This is a genomic window from Microlunatus speluncae (assembly GCF_009299835.1).
GTDB classification, from domain to species: domain Bacteria; phylum Actinomycetota; class Actinomycetes; order Propionibacteriales; family Propionibacteriaceae; genus Microlunatus; species Microlunatus speluncae.
The window spans coordinates 75030-90106 of the sequence record NZ_VKCZ01000009.1 but is presented as its reverse complement, the minus strand read 5'-3'; the positions used below and the strand labels follow the sequence as shown (position 1 = coordinate 90106).

General features: G+C 69.7%; 14 protein-coding genes. 10 read left to right on the top strand and 4 right to left on the bottom strand.

Annotation, left to right across the window (positions count from 1 at the left end):
- Positions 1–84 precede the first annotated feature (84 nt).
- Positions 85–864: a M56 family metallopeptidase gene (locus tag FNH24_RS13285; RefSeq protein ID WP_152362671.1), complete on the bottom strand. Its 780-nt coding sequence runs from the start codon at positions 862–864 to the stop codon at positions 85–87.
- Positions 861–1241: a BlaI/MecI/CopY family transcriptional regulator gene (locus FNH24_RS13280; protein WP_152362670.1), complete on the bottom strand. Its 381-nt coding sequence runs from the start codon at positions 1239–1241 to the stop codon at positions 861–863. The genes FNH24_RS13285 and FNH24_RS13280 overlap by 4 nt, the downstream gene beginning before the upstream one ends.
- Positions 1242–1322: 81 nt before the next feature.
- Between FNH24_RS13280 and FNH24_RS13275 the strand changes: the two genes are divergently transcribed.
- From FNH24_RS13275 to FNH24_RS13245, 7 genes are all read left to right on the top strand, one after another.
- Complete coding sequence (locus tag FNH24_RS13275) at positions 1323–3290, top strand: cytochrome c oxidase assembly protein (protein WP_152362669.1); 1968 nt, start codon at positions 1323–1325, stop codon at positions 3288–3290.
- The gene (locus FNH24_RS13270) at positions 3277–5529 is read left to right on the top strand and encodes a heavy metal translocating P-type ATPase (protein ID WP_152362668.1); all 2253 of its coding nucleotides are present in this window, start codon (positions 3277–3279) and stop codon (positions 5527–5529) included. Before FNH24_RS13275 ends, FNH24_RS13270 begins: the two co-directional genes overlap by 14 nt.
- On the top strand, positions 5526–6053 hold the full coding sequence (locus FNH24_RS13265) for a DUF5134 domain-containing protein (protein ID WP_152362667.1): 528 nt from the start codon (positions 5526–5528) through the stop codon (positions 6051–6053). The genes FNH24_RS13270 and FNH24_RS13265 overlap by 4 nt, the downstream gene beginning before the upstream one ends.
- Before the next feature lie 122 nt (positions 6054–6175).
- Positions 6176–6871: a YcnI family copper-binding membrane protein gene (locus FNH24_RS13260; RefSeq protein WP_161606123.1), complete on the top strand. Its 696-nt coding sequence runs from the start codon at positions 6176–6178 to the stop codon at positions 6869–6871.
- A 5-nt stretch (positions 6872–6876) separates the two neighbouring features.
- Positions 6877–8493, top strand: a complete 1617-nt coding sequence (locus FNH24_RS13255) for a copper resistance CopC/CopD family protein (RefSeq protein ID WP_152362665.1) — start codon at positions 6877–6879, stop codon at positions 8491–8493.
- Positions 8494–8556: 63 nt separating this feature from the next.
- Positions 8557–9348 (top strand): DsbA family protein, encoded by a 792-nt coding sequence (locus tag FNH24_RS13250; protein WP_152362664.1) that lies wholly within the window; start codon positions 8557–8559, stop codon positions 9346–9348.
- Positions 9349–9351: 3 nt separating this feature from the next.
- Positions 9352–9996 carry a vitamin K epoxide reductase family protein gene (locus FNH24_RS13245; protein ID WP_152362663.1) on the top strand — a complete coding sequence of 215 codons (645 nt, stop codon included), beginning with the start codon at positions 9352–9354 and terminating at the stop codon, positions 9994–9996.
- On the opposite strand, the gene FNH24_RS13240 is transcribed toward FNH24_RS13245, so the two are convergent.
- Positions 9954–10463, bottom strand: a complete 510-nt coding sequence (locus FNH24_RS13240) for a YybH family protein (RefSeq protein WP_152362662.1) — start codon at positions 10461–10463, stop codon at positions 9954–9956. The genes FNH24_RS13245 and FNH24_RS13240 overlap by 43 nt on opposite strands.
- 55 nt (positions 10464–10518) lie before the next feature.
- A complete protein-coding gene (locus FNH24_RS13235; RefSeq protein ID WP_217428203.1) occupies positions 10519–11208 on the bottom strand; it encodes a GntR family transcriptional regulator in 690 nt (229 codons plus the stop codon).
- A 200-nt stretch (positions 11209–11408) separates the two neighbouring features.
- Here FNH24_RS13235 and FNH24_RS13230 point away from each other — a divergent pair, with 200 nt between their 5' ends.
- Genes FNH24_RS13230 through FNH24_RS13220 form a run of 3 tightly spaced genes read left to right on the top strand, consistent with a single transcriptional unit; the run spans position 11409 to position 15032 of the window.
- Positions 11409–13148, top strand: a complete 1740-nt coding sequence (locus tag FNH24_RS13230) for a GH39 family glycosyl hydrolase (RefSeq protein WP_217428202.1) — start codon at positions 11409–11411, stop codon at positions 13146–13148.
- 13 nt (positions 13149–13161) lie between these two features.
- On the top strand, positions 13162–14148 hold the full coding sequence (locus tag FNH24_RS13225; RefSeq protein WP_152362661.1) for a carbohydrate ABC transporter permease: 987 nt from the start codon (positions 13162–13164) through the stop codon (positions 14146–14148).
- Positions 14148–15032, top strand: a complete 885-nt coding sequence (locus tag FNH24_RS13220) for a carbohydrate ABC transporter permease (RefSeq protein ID WP_152362660.1) — start codon at positions 14148–14150, stop codon at positions 15030–15032. The genes FNH24_RS13225 and FNH24_RS13220 overlap by 1 nt, the downstream gene beginning before the upstream one ends.
- The last annotated feature ends 45 nt before the right edge of the window (positions 15033–15077 follow it).

Sequence of the window (15077 nt, the reverse complement as noted above, 5' to 3'; positions counted from 1 at the left end):
AGCGTGCCGGCGGTCACCGCGGCCCGGGATCACCCTCGCCGGCGGGCGGGTTCACCCGCCCGGGTGAACCGTGATCAAGTGCGATCAGGCGGCCGGCAGCAGCCGCTCGGCCCGGAGCCGGAACAACGGGTCGTCGGAGGTGTCCGCGAGCTTGATCAACGCGGACGCGATCACGGTCCGGCCGCACCGGCGCGCGGCCGCGTCGTCGGCGATCAGCTCGGTCAGCAGGTGGGTGGCCCGGTGCAGTTCGCGGGAGGCGAGCAGGGCCGGCAGGCAGGCGCAACTCAGCGCGGCCAGCCGCGTGGCCAGGTCGTGCCGGCCGCGCAGATGGGCCCGCTCGTGCTCGATGATCGCCCGCACCTCGGTGGCGGAGAGCCGGTCGGCCAGCCCGGAGCTGACCACGATCTCGGCGGTGCGGCCGCGCAATCCGCAGGCCAGCGGCCGGGGCGAATTGATGTAGTGCACCGACAGCCCGGCGATCATCTCCTGCCGATAGCCGGCCGCGCTGATCAACCGGTCGAAGTCGGCGCGCAGCTGCCGTTCGGCGATGATCATGCCGCCCACCTTGGTGCCGATCAGGCTGAGCAGGCCGCCGGCGACGCCGAGCGAGACCCAGGCGAGCACGGTGCCGCCCGTCGGCACCAGCCAGTCCCGGCCGTCGGCCGTGACGTGGGCGTCGATGCCGAGCACGACCGCCGAGCCGATCGCCAGCATCGCCGAGACCAGCCCGGACAGGAACAGGGTGAACCAGAGCCCGAGGCACAGCCGCGGCCGGGCGATCCGCCAGTGGCCCCGGCCCAGCAGTTGCGGCGCGGCGAAGATCGTCAGCAGCGTGTACGCCGCCAGCACCGCGATCATGATCATGACCGAGGCTGCCGCTTCGATCCGGAACCTCGAGCCTCCAGCGCCTGGCGCAGGGTGGCGGCGTCCCGGGCGTCGAGGTTGCCGGCCAGCCGGACCAGCGCGGCGTTGCGGTCGGTGGTCGCGGTGAGCGACAGCAGCATCTTCTCGACCGCGTCCTCGGACTCGGACTTGGCGGCCGCGAACCGGATCGTCGCCGCACCCTCGTCGCGGACCACTCGGCCCTTGCCGCGCAGCCGTTCCAGCACGGTGAGCACGGTGGTGATGGCCGGGGACGGATCGGTGATCGCGGCCTGGATCTCCCGCGCCGTGAGCGGCCCGTCGTGCTGCCAGAGCGCGGCCATCACCCGCGCCTCCAGCTCGCCCCGATCTCGTACCATCGCACTCCTTCTACAAGTTGTTGAAGCCTAGCGTAGAGTGCGCGACAGACTCATGGAAACGACGACTCTGGAGCACGCGGCATGACCAACGCTCCGCATCGCGCCGAGCGGGCCCGCGTGCCGGCGGCAGTCCTGATCGCGGTGACCGTGGCGGCGGCGGTGGGCGTGGTGCTCGCTGCCGGCTGGCAGGCCCAGCAGACGACCCTGCCCGGCCGGGTCGAGGCCGACCTGTTCACCATCGCCGCGGGCGCACTGTTCGGCTTCGTCGCGACCCTCTTCGCGCTGGTCTCGCTGGCCAAGCTGATCCGGGTCGCGGCGTTCGCCCGCCGGCCGGCGCGGGAAGCGGCCAACCTGCTGGCCGATCGGCAGCAGGACCTCGTCGCGGCCGGTGGCGGCTGGGCGGCCGGCTGGTGCGTCACGGCCCTCGCCGCCGCCCCGTTCAGCGCAGCGACCAGCACCGGCGTCCCGATCGGGTACGTGCTCTACGCGCCGGCCGACTTCCTGAGCTCGAGCCAGTCCGCGCAGGCCTGGCTGGTGACCGCGGCGATCGCCTTCGTGGTCGCGCTGGCCACCCGCTTCGCCCACACCTGGCGCTCGGCGGTGGCAGTCGCCGGGCTGGTCGCCGTCGGCGGTCTGCCACCGGTGCTCACCGCGCAGGTGTCGGTCGGTGCCGGGCACGACCTGGCCACCGACGCCGCGACGATCCTCACCCTGGCCTGCTCGGTCTGGTTCGCGATCACCTGGGCCGCCGGAGCCGCCTGGCAGGACCCGGCGGCGGTCGCCCGGTATCGGCTGGTGGCCGGCGTCGCCCTCGGCCTCAGCCTGGCGGCGCGGATCGGGATCGGGGCCTTCGAGTTGGCCGGCGAGACTCCCTGGGAGTCCGGCTACGGCCTGGTCGCGGCCGGCGGCTTCGGCGTCATGATCATCCTGGCCGTGCTCTGGCTGGTCCGGCTGCGCCGGTCGTCGTTCGGGCCGGGCTGGGACCCGGCCTTGATGATCTTGGTGCTGGGGGCTCAGTCGGCACTGACGGCGATGGTGCCGCCGCGCTACTGGTGGCCGCAGACGGCGCAGGAGAACTACCTCGGATTCAATGTCGGCGGCGCGCCGCAGGTCGCCGAGCTGCTGCTGCCCGGTCGGCCGAATCTGTTGATCGCCTGCCTCGCGATGGCGGCGATCGCGCTGTATCTCTGGGGCTTCCTGCGGCTCCGGCGCCGCGGTGATCACTGGCCGGTCTACCGGGCGGTGCTGTGGACGCTGGCCTGGCTGATCGTGCTGGTGGTGACGACGTCGCGGGTCTGGATGTATTCGTCGGCGATGTTCAGCTGGCACATGGCCGTGCACATGACGTTCAACATGCTGGTGCCGGTGTTGGTCGTGTTGTCCGGCCCGATCACGCTGCTGCAGCGCGCCGGCCGGGTGTCCCGGCCGGGCGAGGAATACCGGGTCCGGGACGCGGTGAATTCCTTCCTGCAGTGGGGTCCGGTGCGGGTGCTGACCCATCCGCTGCTGGTCTGGGTGATCTTCATCGGCTCGTTCTACGCGCTGTATTTCTCCGGCCTGTTCGAGTCGGCGATGAAGTACCACTGGGCGCACCAGCTGATGACGCTGCACTTCCTGATCACCGGCTGCCTGTTCTACGGCCTCGCGGTCGGCGTCGACACGCCGCCGCGGCCGATCCCGCATGTGGCGAAGCTCGGCTTCGTCTTCGCCGCCATGCCGTTCCACGCCTTCTTCGCCGTGGCCGTGCTGTCCGGCAACTCGATCATCGGCGAGAACTACTACAAATCGCTCGACCTGGCCTGGCACAACGACCTGTTCGGTGATCAGCAGATCGGCGGCCAGATCGCCTGGGCCACCGGCGAGCTGCCGTTGTTGATCATCATCGTCGCCCTGGTCGGCCAGTGGTTCCGGTCCGATCAGCGGGAGGCCCGGCGGCGAGACCGGGCGGTCCGCGCCGGGGACGACGAACTGGACGCCTACAACGCGATGCTGGCGGAGCTGTCCCGCCGCGAGACCGATCGGGAGGCGGTGCACGATGACCGGAGTTGAGACCGTACGGGCACCCGCGACCGGACGGATCGAGCTGGAGATCGGCGGCATGACGTGTGCCGCCTGCGCGACCCGGATCGAGAAGAAGCTGAACAAGCTGGACGGCGCGACCGCGATCGTCAACTACGCCACCGAGCGGGCCGTGGTCACCGGGCTGCCGGCCGACCGGGCGACCGACGTGGTGCAGGCGGTGCAACAGGCCGGCTACACCGCCGACGTGATCCCGACCGACCCGGCCGAGGCCGACCGGTTCGAATCCAGCCGGCCGGACCGGGTCGGCATGCTGCGCCGCCGGCTGGCCGTGGCCGCGATCCTCACCCTGCCGCTGGGCAACCTGACCATCGCGCTCGCCCTGGTGCCCGGCCTGCGCTTCCCGTACTGGGAATGGCTGTGTGTGCTGATCGCCATCCCGGTCGTCTTCTGGTGCGCCTGGCCGTTCCACCGGGCCACGCTGCGCAACCTGCGGCACCGCTCGTTCAGCATGGACACCCTGGTCTCGCTCGGCGTGCTGTCGGCCTTCGGCTGGTCGGTCGTTTCCTTGATCACCGGTGCGCCCGACGATCGCGGCTACTGGCTCGGCTACGGGATCACGCCGGCCGGCGCCGACTCGATCTATCTCGAGGTCGCGGCCGCGGTCACCACCTTCCTGCTCACCGGCCGCTACTTCGAGGCCCGGGCCCGGCGGTCCGCCGCCGACGTCCTCGGCGCCCTGAATCGGCTGGCCGCCAATCGGGTCCGGCTGGTCCGGGACGGCGAGGAGCGGGTGGTCGACGTGGCCGAGCTCCGGGTCGGCGACAGCTTCGCGGTCCGGCCGGGGGAGACCATCGCCGCCGACGGTACGGTGACCGACGGCAGCTCGTCGATCGAGGTGTCGATGATGACCGGCGAGCCGCTGCCGGTCGAGGCCGAGCCCGGAGCCGGCGTGCTGGGCGGCACGATCAATCTGACCGGCCGGTTGTTGATCAAGGCGACCCAGGTGGGGGAGCAGACCCAGCTGGCCCAGATGGCCGTGCTGGCCGAGCAGGCCCAGGCCCGCAAGGCCCGGGTGCAGCGGCTGGTCGACCGGGTGGTCGCCGTGTTCGTGCCGGCGGTGTTGATCATCGCCGTGCTGACCCTGGCCGGCTGGCTGATCGGCGGCGCCGGGGTCCGGGAGGCCGCCAGTGCCGCGATCTCGGTGCTGATCATCGCCTGCCCGTGTGCCCTCGGCCTGGCCACGCCGACCGCGCTGATGGTCGGGGTCGGCCGCGCCGGTCAGCTCGGCATCGTGATCAAGGGTCCGGACGCGCTGGAGGCCAGCGGCGAGATCGACACGGTGGTGCTGGACAAGACCGGCACCCTGACCGAGGGGTCGGTCGCGGTGCGTTCGGTGCAGGTGGTGGGGGAGCTCGCCGAGCCGGAGGTGATCCGGCTGGCGGCGGCGGTGGAGCGGCACTCCGAGCATCCGGTCGGCGCCGCGATCGCCGCCCTGGCCGAGCCGGAGTCGCCGGCGCCCGACGTGATCGACTTCGCCGCCGAGCCGGGGCTCGGCGCCCGTGGTTCGGTGGCCGGCCGGCAGGTCGTGATCGGCAACACCAAGCTGCTGGACCGGCACGGGATCGCCGTGCCCGACCCGGCCGCCGCGGCGCTGGCCGAGGCCGAGGCCGAGGGCCAGACCGGGGTGCTGGTCGCCGTCGATGGAACGGTGGTGGCGGTGCTCGGACTGGCCGACACGATCCGGGACTCGGCCGCCGGCGCGGTGGCCGAGCTGCGCCGGCTCGGCTTGTCCACGGTGCTGCTGACCGGCGACAACGAGCGGGCCGCCAACGCGGTCGGCCGCGCCATCGGAGTCGATGCGGTGATCGCCGACGTGCTGCCGACCCAGAAGGCCGCGGCGATCGAGTCGCTGCAGGCCGGCGGGGCCAAGGTGGCGATGGTCGGCGACGGGATCAACGACGCGACGGCGCTGGCCACCGCCGACCTCGGGCTGGCGGTGATCAACGGCACCGACATCGCGCTCCGCTCCGCCGACCTGATCCTGGTCCGTCGCCATCTCGGCGTCATCCCGGACGCGATCGAACTGTCCCGCAAGACCCTGCGGACGATCCGCGGCAACCTGATCTGGGCGTTCGGCTACAACATCGCTGCCATCCCGCTGGCGGCCGCCGGCTGGCTCAACCCGCTGATCGCCGGTGTCGCCATGTCGCTGTCGTCGGTCTTCGTGGTCACCAACAGCCTGCGGCTGCGCTCCTTCCGCGCATGATCGCGGACTGGACGGTCACGGTGATCTTCGTCGCGACCGCGCTGTACGCGATCATCCGGGCCGCCGCGCGACCCGGCTGGGTCACCCTGGTCTCGCAGCTGCTGCACGCCGTGATGGCCGTGGCCATGATCGCGATGACCTGGTGGCGGCAGCCGGACTGGCTCGGCTGGCTGCAACTGGCCGCGTTCGCGCTGGCCGGGGTCTGGTATCTGCTGCCGGGCGTACGCGACCGCTGCGATCGGCACTCCGCGATCACCCATGCCGTGATGATGTTCGGCATGTCCTGGATGGTATTGGTGATGATCATCCGCCCCGCCGGCTCGATCGCGACCCTGGCCGGCGTCGCGGTGCTGGTCGCGTTCCTGGCCGTCGGCAGCCGGCAGGTGGTCGCGCTCGCCGTACCGGTGGCCGAGCGACGGGTGGCGGCTCTGCGGCCCCGGGAGCTGGACCGTGCCGCCACCGCGCTGATGGTGCTCGGCATGATCATCATGACGGTCCCGATGCTGACGGTGGCCAGTGCTTGACCACGATTCTACGGATTGTAGAATCACCCATCCATGCCGAGTTGTCAGAACTGAGTTGCCCTATGACACAACTCAGTTCTGACAACTCGGCCGAAAAGTGTGCGAAAGAGGAGCGGGTTGCGATGGGGAGACGAGTTCTGCCGGTGGTCGGTGCGGCTCTGGGTGGGCTGCTGATCGCGGCCTGGTCGGCCATTCCCGCCGCGGCCCACGTCTCGGTCAAGGCCGACCAGGCGGTGGCCGGCGGCTACGCCGTGCTGACCTTCGCCGTGCCGCACGGCTGTGAGGGTTCGCCGACGACCAAGATCGCGATCAAGATCCCGGAGTCGGTCACCTCCACCAAGCCGACCGTGGTCGCCGACTGGCAGGTCGAGGCGCCGCAGGTCAAGCTGGCCCAGCCGCAGACCGACAGCCACGGCAACCAGATCACCGAGCGCGTCGATCAGGTGATCTACACCGCGGAGACCCCGCTGCCCGACGCGCTCCGGCAGACCTTCGAGGTCCAGGTGAAGCTGCCGGAGGACGCCGCCGGGACGACCCTGGCCTTCCCGGTGGTGCAGTCGTGCGTCCAGGGCGAGACGGCCTGGATCCAGGTCGCCGCCGCGGGGGAGAACGGCGAGGAGTTGGAGCACCCGGCCCCCGCGATCAAGATCGTGGCGGCCGAGCCGGATGAAGTCACCGCGGGTTCGGGCACGCCGGGCGAGCCGACCCAGGCGGCCGCGGCGCCGGTGGGCTGGACCGGCCCGGCCGGTCTGGCCGCCGGCGTGCTCGGACTGGTCCTCGGCGGGATCGCCCTGGCGCGAACGAGGCAGCGACCCTGACCGGTGTGAAACGCATCCTGGGGATGCTGCTGCTGGCCGGGCTGTTGGTGATGGTCACCGCAGCTCCGGCTTCGGCGCACGCCCGCCTGATCGGCACCGACCCGGCCGAAGACGCGGTGCTGCCCGCCCGGCCGGCGGCCGTCGTGCTGACGTTCGACCAGACGATCCAGGCCGTGACGGACGGAGTGACGCTGTTCGCCGCCGATCGGCCACCCCGGCCGCTGCCGGCGACCGCGGTCGGCCCGACGCTGCAGGTGCCGCTGCCCGATGATCTTGGTCAGGGCACGTTCCTGGTCGGCTGGCAGGTCCGCTCCGACGACGCCCATCCGATCTCCGGGGTGCTCGAGTTCTCGATCGGGCACCGCGGTCCGCCGCCGACCGGGCCGCAGCCGACCGCCACCGACACGGCCGAGCCGTACCGGATCGTCGCCCAGGCGCTGGCGTACCTCGGCTTGTTGGTGGCGATCGGCCTCGCCGTCTTCGACGGCGTGCTGGCCTCGGTGCCGGCCGCCGCCCGGGTCCGCCGCGACACCCGGCTCCGGCACCGGTTGGAGTGGACCGGAGCCGCCGCGGCCATCGCCGGGACGATCGGACTGGCCGTCGTGGCCGGCGTCACCGGCGCGCCGATCTTCACCCCGTTGTTGGTGGTCCTGCTCGTCGCGTCCGGCCTGGCACTGCTGCTGGCCGTACCCGATCGCGGTCACCGGGCCGGGCGGATCCTGGCCGGCTGCGGAGCGGTGATCGCCGCCGCCTCGGTGCTCCCGATCGGCCACACCCGGACCAAGGGCCCGGCCTGGCTGATGCTGCCCGCCGACCTGCTGCACGTGCTGGTCGGAGCGATCTGGCTCGGCGGCCTGATCGGGCTGGTGATCGTGCTCGGCTCGACCCGCAACGAGCGGTCCGACGAGCCCGATGCCGGGCCGGCAGCGACCGTGCTGGCCCGGTTCTCCGTGCTGGCCGGCACCGCCGTGGTCCTGCTGGCGGTCACCGGGACCGTGCAGGCGCTGCTGATCCTGCCCGAGCCGCGGGCGCTGATCGACACCGGCTACGGCCGGACCCTGCTGGTCAAGATCGGCCTCACCGCCGTCGCCGCGGCGATCGCGTTCGACAACCACTTCCGGCTGGCACCCAGGGTCCACGCCACCGGTGCCGGCACGGCCGGGGTCCGGATGCTGCGCCGGGCGGCGATCAACGAGGCCGCGATCATCGCGCTCGCGGTCGTCACCGCCGGCGTGCTGGTCGGGCTCAGCCCCAACCTGGACGACCGGTCGCCCCGTCCCGGGGAGTCGGGGGACCGGGCCCGGGAATTCACAGCAACGTTGGATACGGTGACCTTGCAAGGTCGGGTGGAACCGGGTCGCGTCGGCGGGAACGCGGTCGAATGGACGATCGTTGATGCGAAGGGGCGTACAGCCCGGCTCGTCGAGACTCCTCGACTCCGGGCCATCCACCGGGCATCCGGACTGGGGCCGATTGTCGGTACGACCGCGCCGAGCGCGGCGGGGTCGTACCGCTCCACCCTCGACCTTCCACTGGCCGGCACCTGGCGGTTCGAGTTCTCGGCCAGGATGTCGGAGTTCGCGGAACCGGTGACCGAGGTCGAGATCGAGATCGCGCCATGAGCGCGGACCCCGGATCACCTGATTGTTAGGCTGCTGACGTGTACAGACGAAAGGTTGGCGTAGATGGCCACGGTGAAGTCGAAGGCGGGTAAGGCCGGGGGTTCCGGCACTCGGAAATCCGCCCGAGAGACGGCCAAGGCCCAGGTCGCTGCGGTGCAGCGCCGGGCCCGGCTGACCCAGATCCTGGTGATCGGCGTGGTGGCGGTCGTCGTGATCGGCATCATCGGCTCGGCCGTGATCATCTCCGTCGTCACCCAGAACTCGCGCCGGCCGGTCGCGGCCGCCGACGCCATGGTGACGATCGCCGGCGGCAAGCAGGTCCCGATCGGCGTCGACGGCGATGCGATCCGGCTCGGCCCGGCCGATGCCAAGGCGACCGTCGACCTCTACGTCGACTACGCCTGCCCGCACTGCAAGGACTACGACGCCGCGACCGCCGAGACCTACGAGCAGCTGCTCGGTGAGGGTGGCCTCGCGGTCAAGTTCCATCTGCTCAAGTTCCAGTCGGCGCCGTACGGTGCCGCCGCCGGCAACGCCAGCGCTGCCGTGGTCGCCAATCAGCCGCAGGACTGGCTGGCCTTCCACTCCGCGCTGTTCGTGAACCAGACCGAGCAGACCTCGACCTGGCAGAACGGCGACTTCCGCGCCTTCGCCGAGCAGCAGGGTGTGACCAATCCCGAGGCGCTGAAGGCGATCGACGAGGGCAAGTACGCGTCCTGGATCACCTCCAACACCAATGACGCGGTCAAGGCGCAGGTCAGCAAGACGCCGACGGTGCTGATGAACGGGGAGCCCAAGGACCTGGTGACCGGTCAGCAGTTGATCGATCAGGTGCACGACCTGTTGAGGAGCTGAGGCATGGTCGCGGTGTCGACGCCGGAGGTTGCGGACTCCGAGGAGGAGACCACGGCACCGTCCCGGGCGTACCCTCTGCTGTTGATCATCTGCGGGGCGATCGGTTTCGTCTCCGCGATGGTGCTGACCATCGAACGGATCCATCTGCTGCAGGATCCCGAGGCCAAGCTGTCCTGCGACATCAGCCCGTTCGTCGCCTGCGGGCCGGTGATGTCGTCACCGGCGGGAGCCCTGTTCGGCTTCCCCAACCCGCTGCTCGGCATCGGCGGGTTCGCCGTCGTGATCACCGTCGGCGCGGCCCTCCTGTCCGGCGCCCGGTTCGCCAACTGGTTCAAGATCAGCTTCGCGGTCGGGACGCTGCTCTCGGCCGTGTTCATCACCTGGCTGCAGAGCCAGAGCCTGTACGTGATCGGCAAGCTCTGCCCGTGGTGCATGCTGGTCTGGGCGATCACCATCCCGATCGTCGCCAGCACCATCGTCCGGACGCTGGCCGACGGCTCGTTCGGTGACCGGGCCCGCTCGGTCGGCCAGCGGCTGGCCGGCTTCCAGATCAGCATCATCGCGATCTGGTACCTGATCGTGATCGCCGCGATCGGCCTCCGCTTCTACCGCGACTTCGCCCTCTTCTGGTTCGGCGTCGCGCTCTGATCGGTCCGCCCTAGTCCGCGGGCCAGCTCGGCGCAGTGCGGGAACGGGATCGGACGGACCAACGGGTCCGCGTGGCGGTGCACGATCTGCCAGCGGTTGCCGGCACGCCGGAAGACCACGGTGACCCGCAGCGACCAATCCTGGTCCGGCAGCCCGCCGATCTCGGCGTGCTGTCGTTCCACACCCACCAACACGGCGAGGTCGCCGGACGTGTAGCTCTGCTCGACCTCCAGCGTGGCCTCGCCGGCGGTGAAGAACCGGCTGGTCGCCTCCAGCGCCGATTCGCTGTCGTCGAACCCGCGGCCCGTCTCGCCGCCGTACGGGGGCATCAGGGTGTAGTCGTCGCCATGATCGAAGATCGCGATGTACTGCCGCACGTCGCCGCGGATGTAGGCGTCGGCGGCGCGGTCCATCAGGGTGATCAGTTCGGCCAGGTCATCAGCGGTGATCTCCGGGCTGCTCGTCATGGCACATTCTTGCTCCGATCGCGGCATCCGCGGCGGCCTTTCGGAGACTTCGACGCTATTCGGCGCCGCGGGGCAGGTCGAGCTTCTTCAACCGCAGATAGGCGCCGCTCATGTGCTTGTCGACCGCGGCGCGGGCGGCCTGCGGGTCAGCGAGCGCGAGAGCGTTGCGCAACTCGAGATGCTCGGCGTGGCCGACCCGGGCGAAGTCGGGGAAGTTGACGTTGCGGGTGTGCAGGAAGAACGAGACCTGACTGCGGATCGACGTCCACACGCGGAGCACCCGCTGGTGGTCGGCGGCCGCGTAGATCACGTCGTGGAACCGGAGGTCGAGCCGCACGGCATCGGCCGGGGCGACCGGCCCGGCCGCCGCCTTCATCTCGGCCAGGACGGCATCGAGGTCGGCGAACTCGCGCTCGCCCATCCGGGTGCAGGCCCGCTCGGCGGCCAGCTGCTCGATCGCCGTCCGGAGCGTGTGCACCTCCTCGACGTCGCCGGCGGTCAGCGTGCTGACGAAGGCGCCGCGATGCCGCCGGAGTTCGACGTGTCCCTCGGCCTCGAGCTGGACGAAGGCCTGCCGGACCGGGCCCCGGCTGACGTTCAGGGCGGCCGCGATCTCCGCCTCCTTCAGATGCTCGCCGGGCTGGAACCGGCCCTCGGAGATCATGTCCCGCAGCAGCGCGACGACGACGTCGCCGAGTGCGGGCTGCAATTGCAGAGGAAGCATCATGCCCTCGCTGCTGCTCATCCCGTCTCCCATCTCCCGCGCCTCTTCCCGCACTCTCCGAGAATGCGCCATCAGCGGCAGATTGTCAGATCATTGACAATATATCCTAGATGACGCAGACTCGACCTCAGTGGACTTGATCACCACGGCAGCGCTGCCGACCGTGGTCCCCGGCGGATTCGCCCCGCTGTCACAGCGATGTGGAAGGTAGTGATCATCAAGTGACGATCGATCTGGAGCCGAACCTCCATCTGCAGCCGGAGAAGCACCGCCGCGCGCTGGGGCCGTTCCCGCTGGCCGCCCCGAGCGATCCGGCCGCGCCGCACGTGACGGTGGCGAAGATCACCGTCGACGCCGGCGCCGACGTCGGCCCGCTGACGCCGGTCTGGCAGAGCATCGGCTACGACGAGATCAATTGGACCTACACGCCGACCGGCAAGCGGCTGCTGCGCCGCTTCTCCGACATCTCCGGGGCGAGCTATCACGTGCGGCCGCACTACATGTACTGCTCGGGCAGCGGCTTCGGCATTCCCCACTGGGGGCAGGGAAACGTCTACCACGAGGATGCCGACGGCACCCCGTACTACGACTTCACGATTCTTGATCAGGCCTACGACGCCATCGTGGGCGCCGGTCACCACGTGCTGGTGGAGCTCGGCTTCACGCCGCGCGACCTGGTCCCGGACGAGGCCAAGGAGTTCACGGTGGTGGCCAGCCCGACGGCCTACACCGCTTATGAGGCGGGCGCCTGGGGCTATCCGCCGAAGGACTACGGCAAGTGGGGCGGGCTGATCGCGGCGACCGTCCAGCACTGCGTCGACCGGTACGGCGCGGACGAGGTGTCGGCCTGGCTCTGGGAGCTGTGGAACGAGCCGGACGGCTCCTACTGGCGTGGCACCGTGGAGCAGTTCAACGAGTTGTACTCGGTGACGGCGCGGGCGATCAAGGACGTGTTGCCGACGGCCCAGGTCGGCGGTCCCGCCGTCACCAGCAGTGGGATCCATTTCCTGGAAGGGTTTCTCGACTACACCTCGGCCCGGCAGGAACCGCTGGACTTCATCTCGTACCACACCAAGGGATCCCGGTTCCGGCACCGGACCTATGGCCCGATCGATGCGCCCGCGACGGAGCGACAGAGCCCGTCGGCCACGAAGATGTTGTACGACCTGAGGGGTTTCAACCGGCTGATCGCGCGGTATCCGGAGTATCGGAGCCTGCCGGCGATCGTCGACGAGTGTGACGCCGCGGTCCCGGCGCACTTCGGCCGCTACGACAACGCCAACTACCAGTTCCAGAACACCGAGTACTACCCGGTGTTCCAGGTGAAGTTGATCAAGAAGATCCTCGACCTCAACGAGCAGGAGGACGTCACCGTCACCCAGGCCACCTCGTGGAGCTTCTACTTCGAGGGCGAACGCTACTTCGAGGGGACCCGCTCCTTCCTCACCGCCGGCGAGGTGGAGAAGCCGCTGCTCAACGCCTACCGGATGCTCGGTCGGCTCGGCCGGCAACGGATCAGCGCGGTCTCCGACGCCGCCTGGTCGATCGCGGCGCTGGAGCAGACCGACGGTTCCAGCATGCCGGAGGAGATCGACAGCCTGGCCTCCCGGGACGAGGACGGCACGATCGCCGTCCTGGTCTGGCGGCACACCGATGATCAGTATCAGGAGGCTGCCGAGGAGGCGGTCGCGACGATCGACCTGACCGGCCTGACGGCGGAGCGCTACCGGCTGGATCACTTCCGGATCGATCATGATCACAGCAACGCCCACACGGTCTGGCGATCACTCGACGCGCCGCAGGATCCGAGCGCCGAGGAGCTGGCCGCGATCAAGGCCAGACAGGGGCTGGAAGAGCTGGCGGAGTCGGCCACCGTCGACGCCGCCGCCGGTGCCGTGTCGGTCCAGGTGCGGCTGCCGCTGCCGGCGGTGTCGCTGTTGATCTTCTCACCGCACAGCTGAGGATGGACTGTCGATGGCGACTTCCGCCGCACCCTACGGCCAGAAGCTCGGTCGCGGGCTGAGCGCCGCGCCGGCGCTGCCGCCGCGCGCCGAGAGGCGGGTGGGGTTGCAGCGTCGGCAGACGCTCTGGATCTGGCTGTTCCTGGTGCCGACCGTCGTGCTGTACGGGGTCTACACGATCTATCCGATCGGGGCGAGCTACTGGTATTCGCTGGTCGAATGGAACGGCTTCGGCGCCGACCAGAAGTTCGTCGGGCTGAACAACTACAGTGCCGTCTTCGCCGATCCGCTGTTCTGGAGCTCGTTCAAGATCACGCTGATCTTCATGGTGCTGGTCGCCCCGGCCCGGGTGATCCTGAGCTTCCTGCTCGCGATCGTGCTGAACTCGCCCAAGTTGCCGATCTCCCGGGTGTTCCGGACGGTGTTCTTCCTGCCGGTGGTGACCACGACCGCGATCGTCGGCGTCGTGATGCAGTTCATCCTCGATCCCAGCAGCGGACCGACGAACTCGATCCTGCAGGCCCTCGGACTCCCGGGCGGGATCAACTTCCTCGGCGAGTCAACCACCGCGCTGATCACCGTCTCGGTGGTCTACGTCTGGAAGTTCTTCGGGATCACCATGATCTACTGGCTGGCCGCCTTGCAGACCATCCCGCGAGAGATCAACGAGGCGGCCATGATCGACGGGGCCGGCCCGGTGCAACTGTTCCGACACATCACGGTGCCGATGCTAAAGCCGTTCCTGATCATCATTTCCCTGCTCACCATCGAGGACACGTTCCGCGCCTTCGACCTGATGCAGACGATGACCGCGGGCGGGCCGTTCTTCAGCACCGAGATCATCGAGATCTACATCTACCGCTGGGCCTTCGCCGCTCCCATTCCCCAGCTCGGGCACGCCTCAGCCGCCGCGGTCGTCTTCGGGCTCTTCGTGTTCGTGATCGGGCTGATCCAGCTCTGGGGCGTCTATGCCGCCCGCCGGATGCGGAGGGACCACTGATGAGCGCCTCGACCTCGACCGTCCGCCGGCCGGTGCCCGCCTCGAAGCTCAGCCGGGCCCTGCGCCGGGCGCCCTGGTGGATCGCCGTCGCCTTCCTGGTCGGGGTGGCGATCCTGTGGATGTTCCCGTTCATCTGGATGATCTCGGCCTCGCTGAAGGACAACATGGAGGTCTTCGCCGCCGGCCTCCAGCTGATCCCGGAGCGGTTCGCCTGGGAGAACTACTCCCGCGCCTGGGAGGACGCCCGCTTCGGTCGCTATCTGATCAACACCGTGATCGTCACGCTGTGGACCGTCGTCATCGTCACCGTGCGCTGCGCCGCCTGCGGTTACGTCCTCGGCCGCTACCGGTTCCCGGGCTCCCGGGTGATCATGGGCATCCTGATCGCGACCCTGTTCGTGCCCACCGGCTACACGATCATCCCGATCGTGCAGGTGTCGCTGCAGCTCGGCGTGATCAACTCACTGACCGGGATGATCTTGGCGCTGAGCGGAGCGGCGCACGTCTCGGCGATCCTGATCTACGCCGGCTACTTCCGGCAGTTGCCCAAGGAGCTCGAGGAGGCCGCCATCGTCGACGGGGCCGGGTTCGTGCGGATCTTCTTCTCGATCATGCTGCCCTTGGCGATGCCGGTGACCGCGACCGTGGCCCTGCTGACCTTCCTGGCCACCTGGAACTCGTTCTTCCTGCCGCTGGTGTTCTCCTTCAGCCGGCCGGAGCTGCGCACCCTCAGCGTCGGCATGCAGGCCTTCGTCGGCGAGAACGCGGTGGACTGGTCGGGGATGGCTGCGGCCGGCGTGATCTCGATCATCCCGGTCGTCGCCCTGTTCTTCTTCCTGCAACGGTTCTTTGTCGAAGGCATCGCCGGAGCGGTGAAGTCATGATTCTGACACCACCCTCCCTCCTGAACGATGCGGGCAATGTCGCTC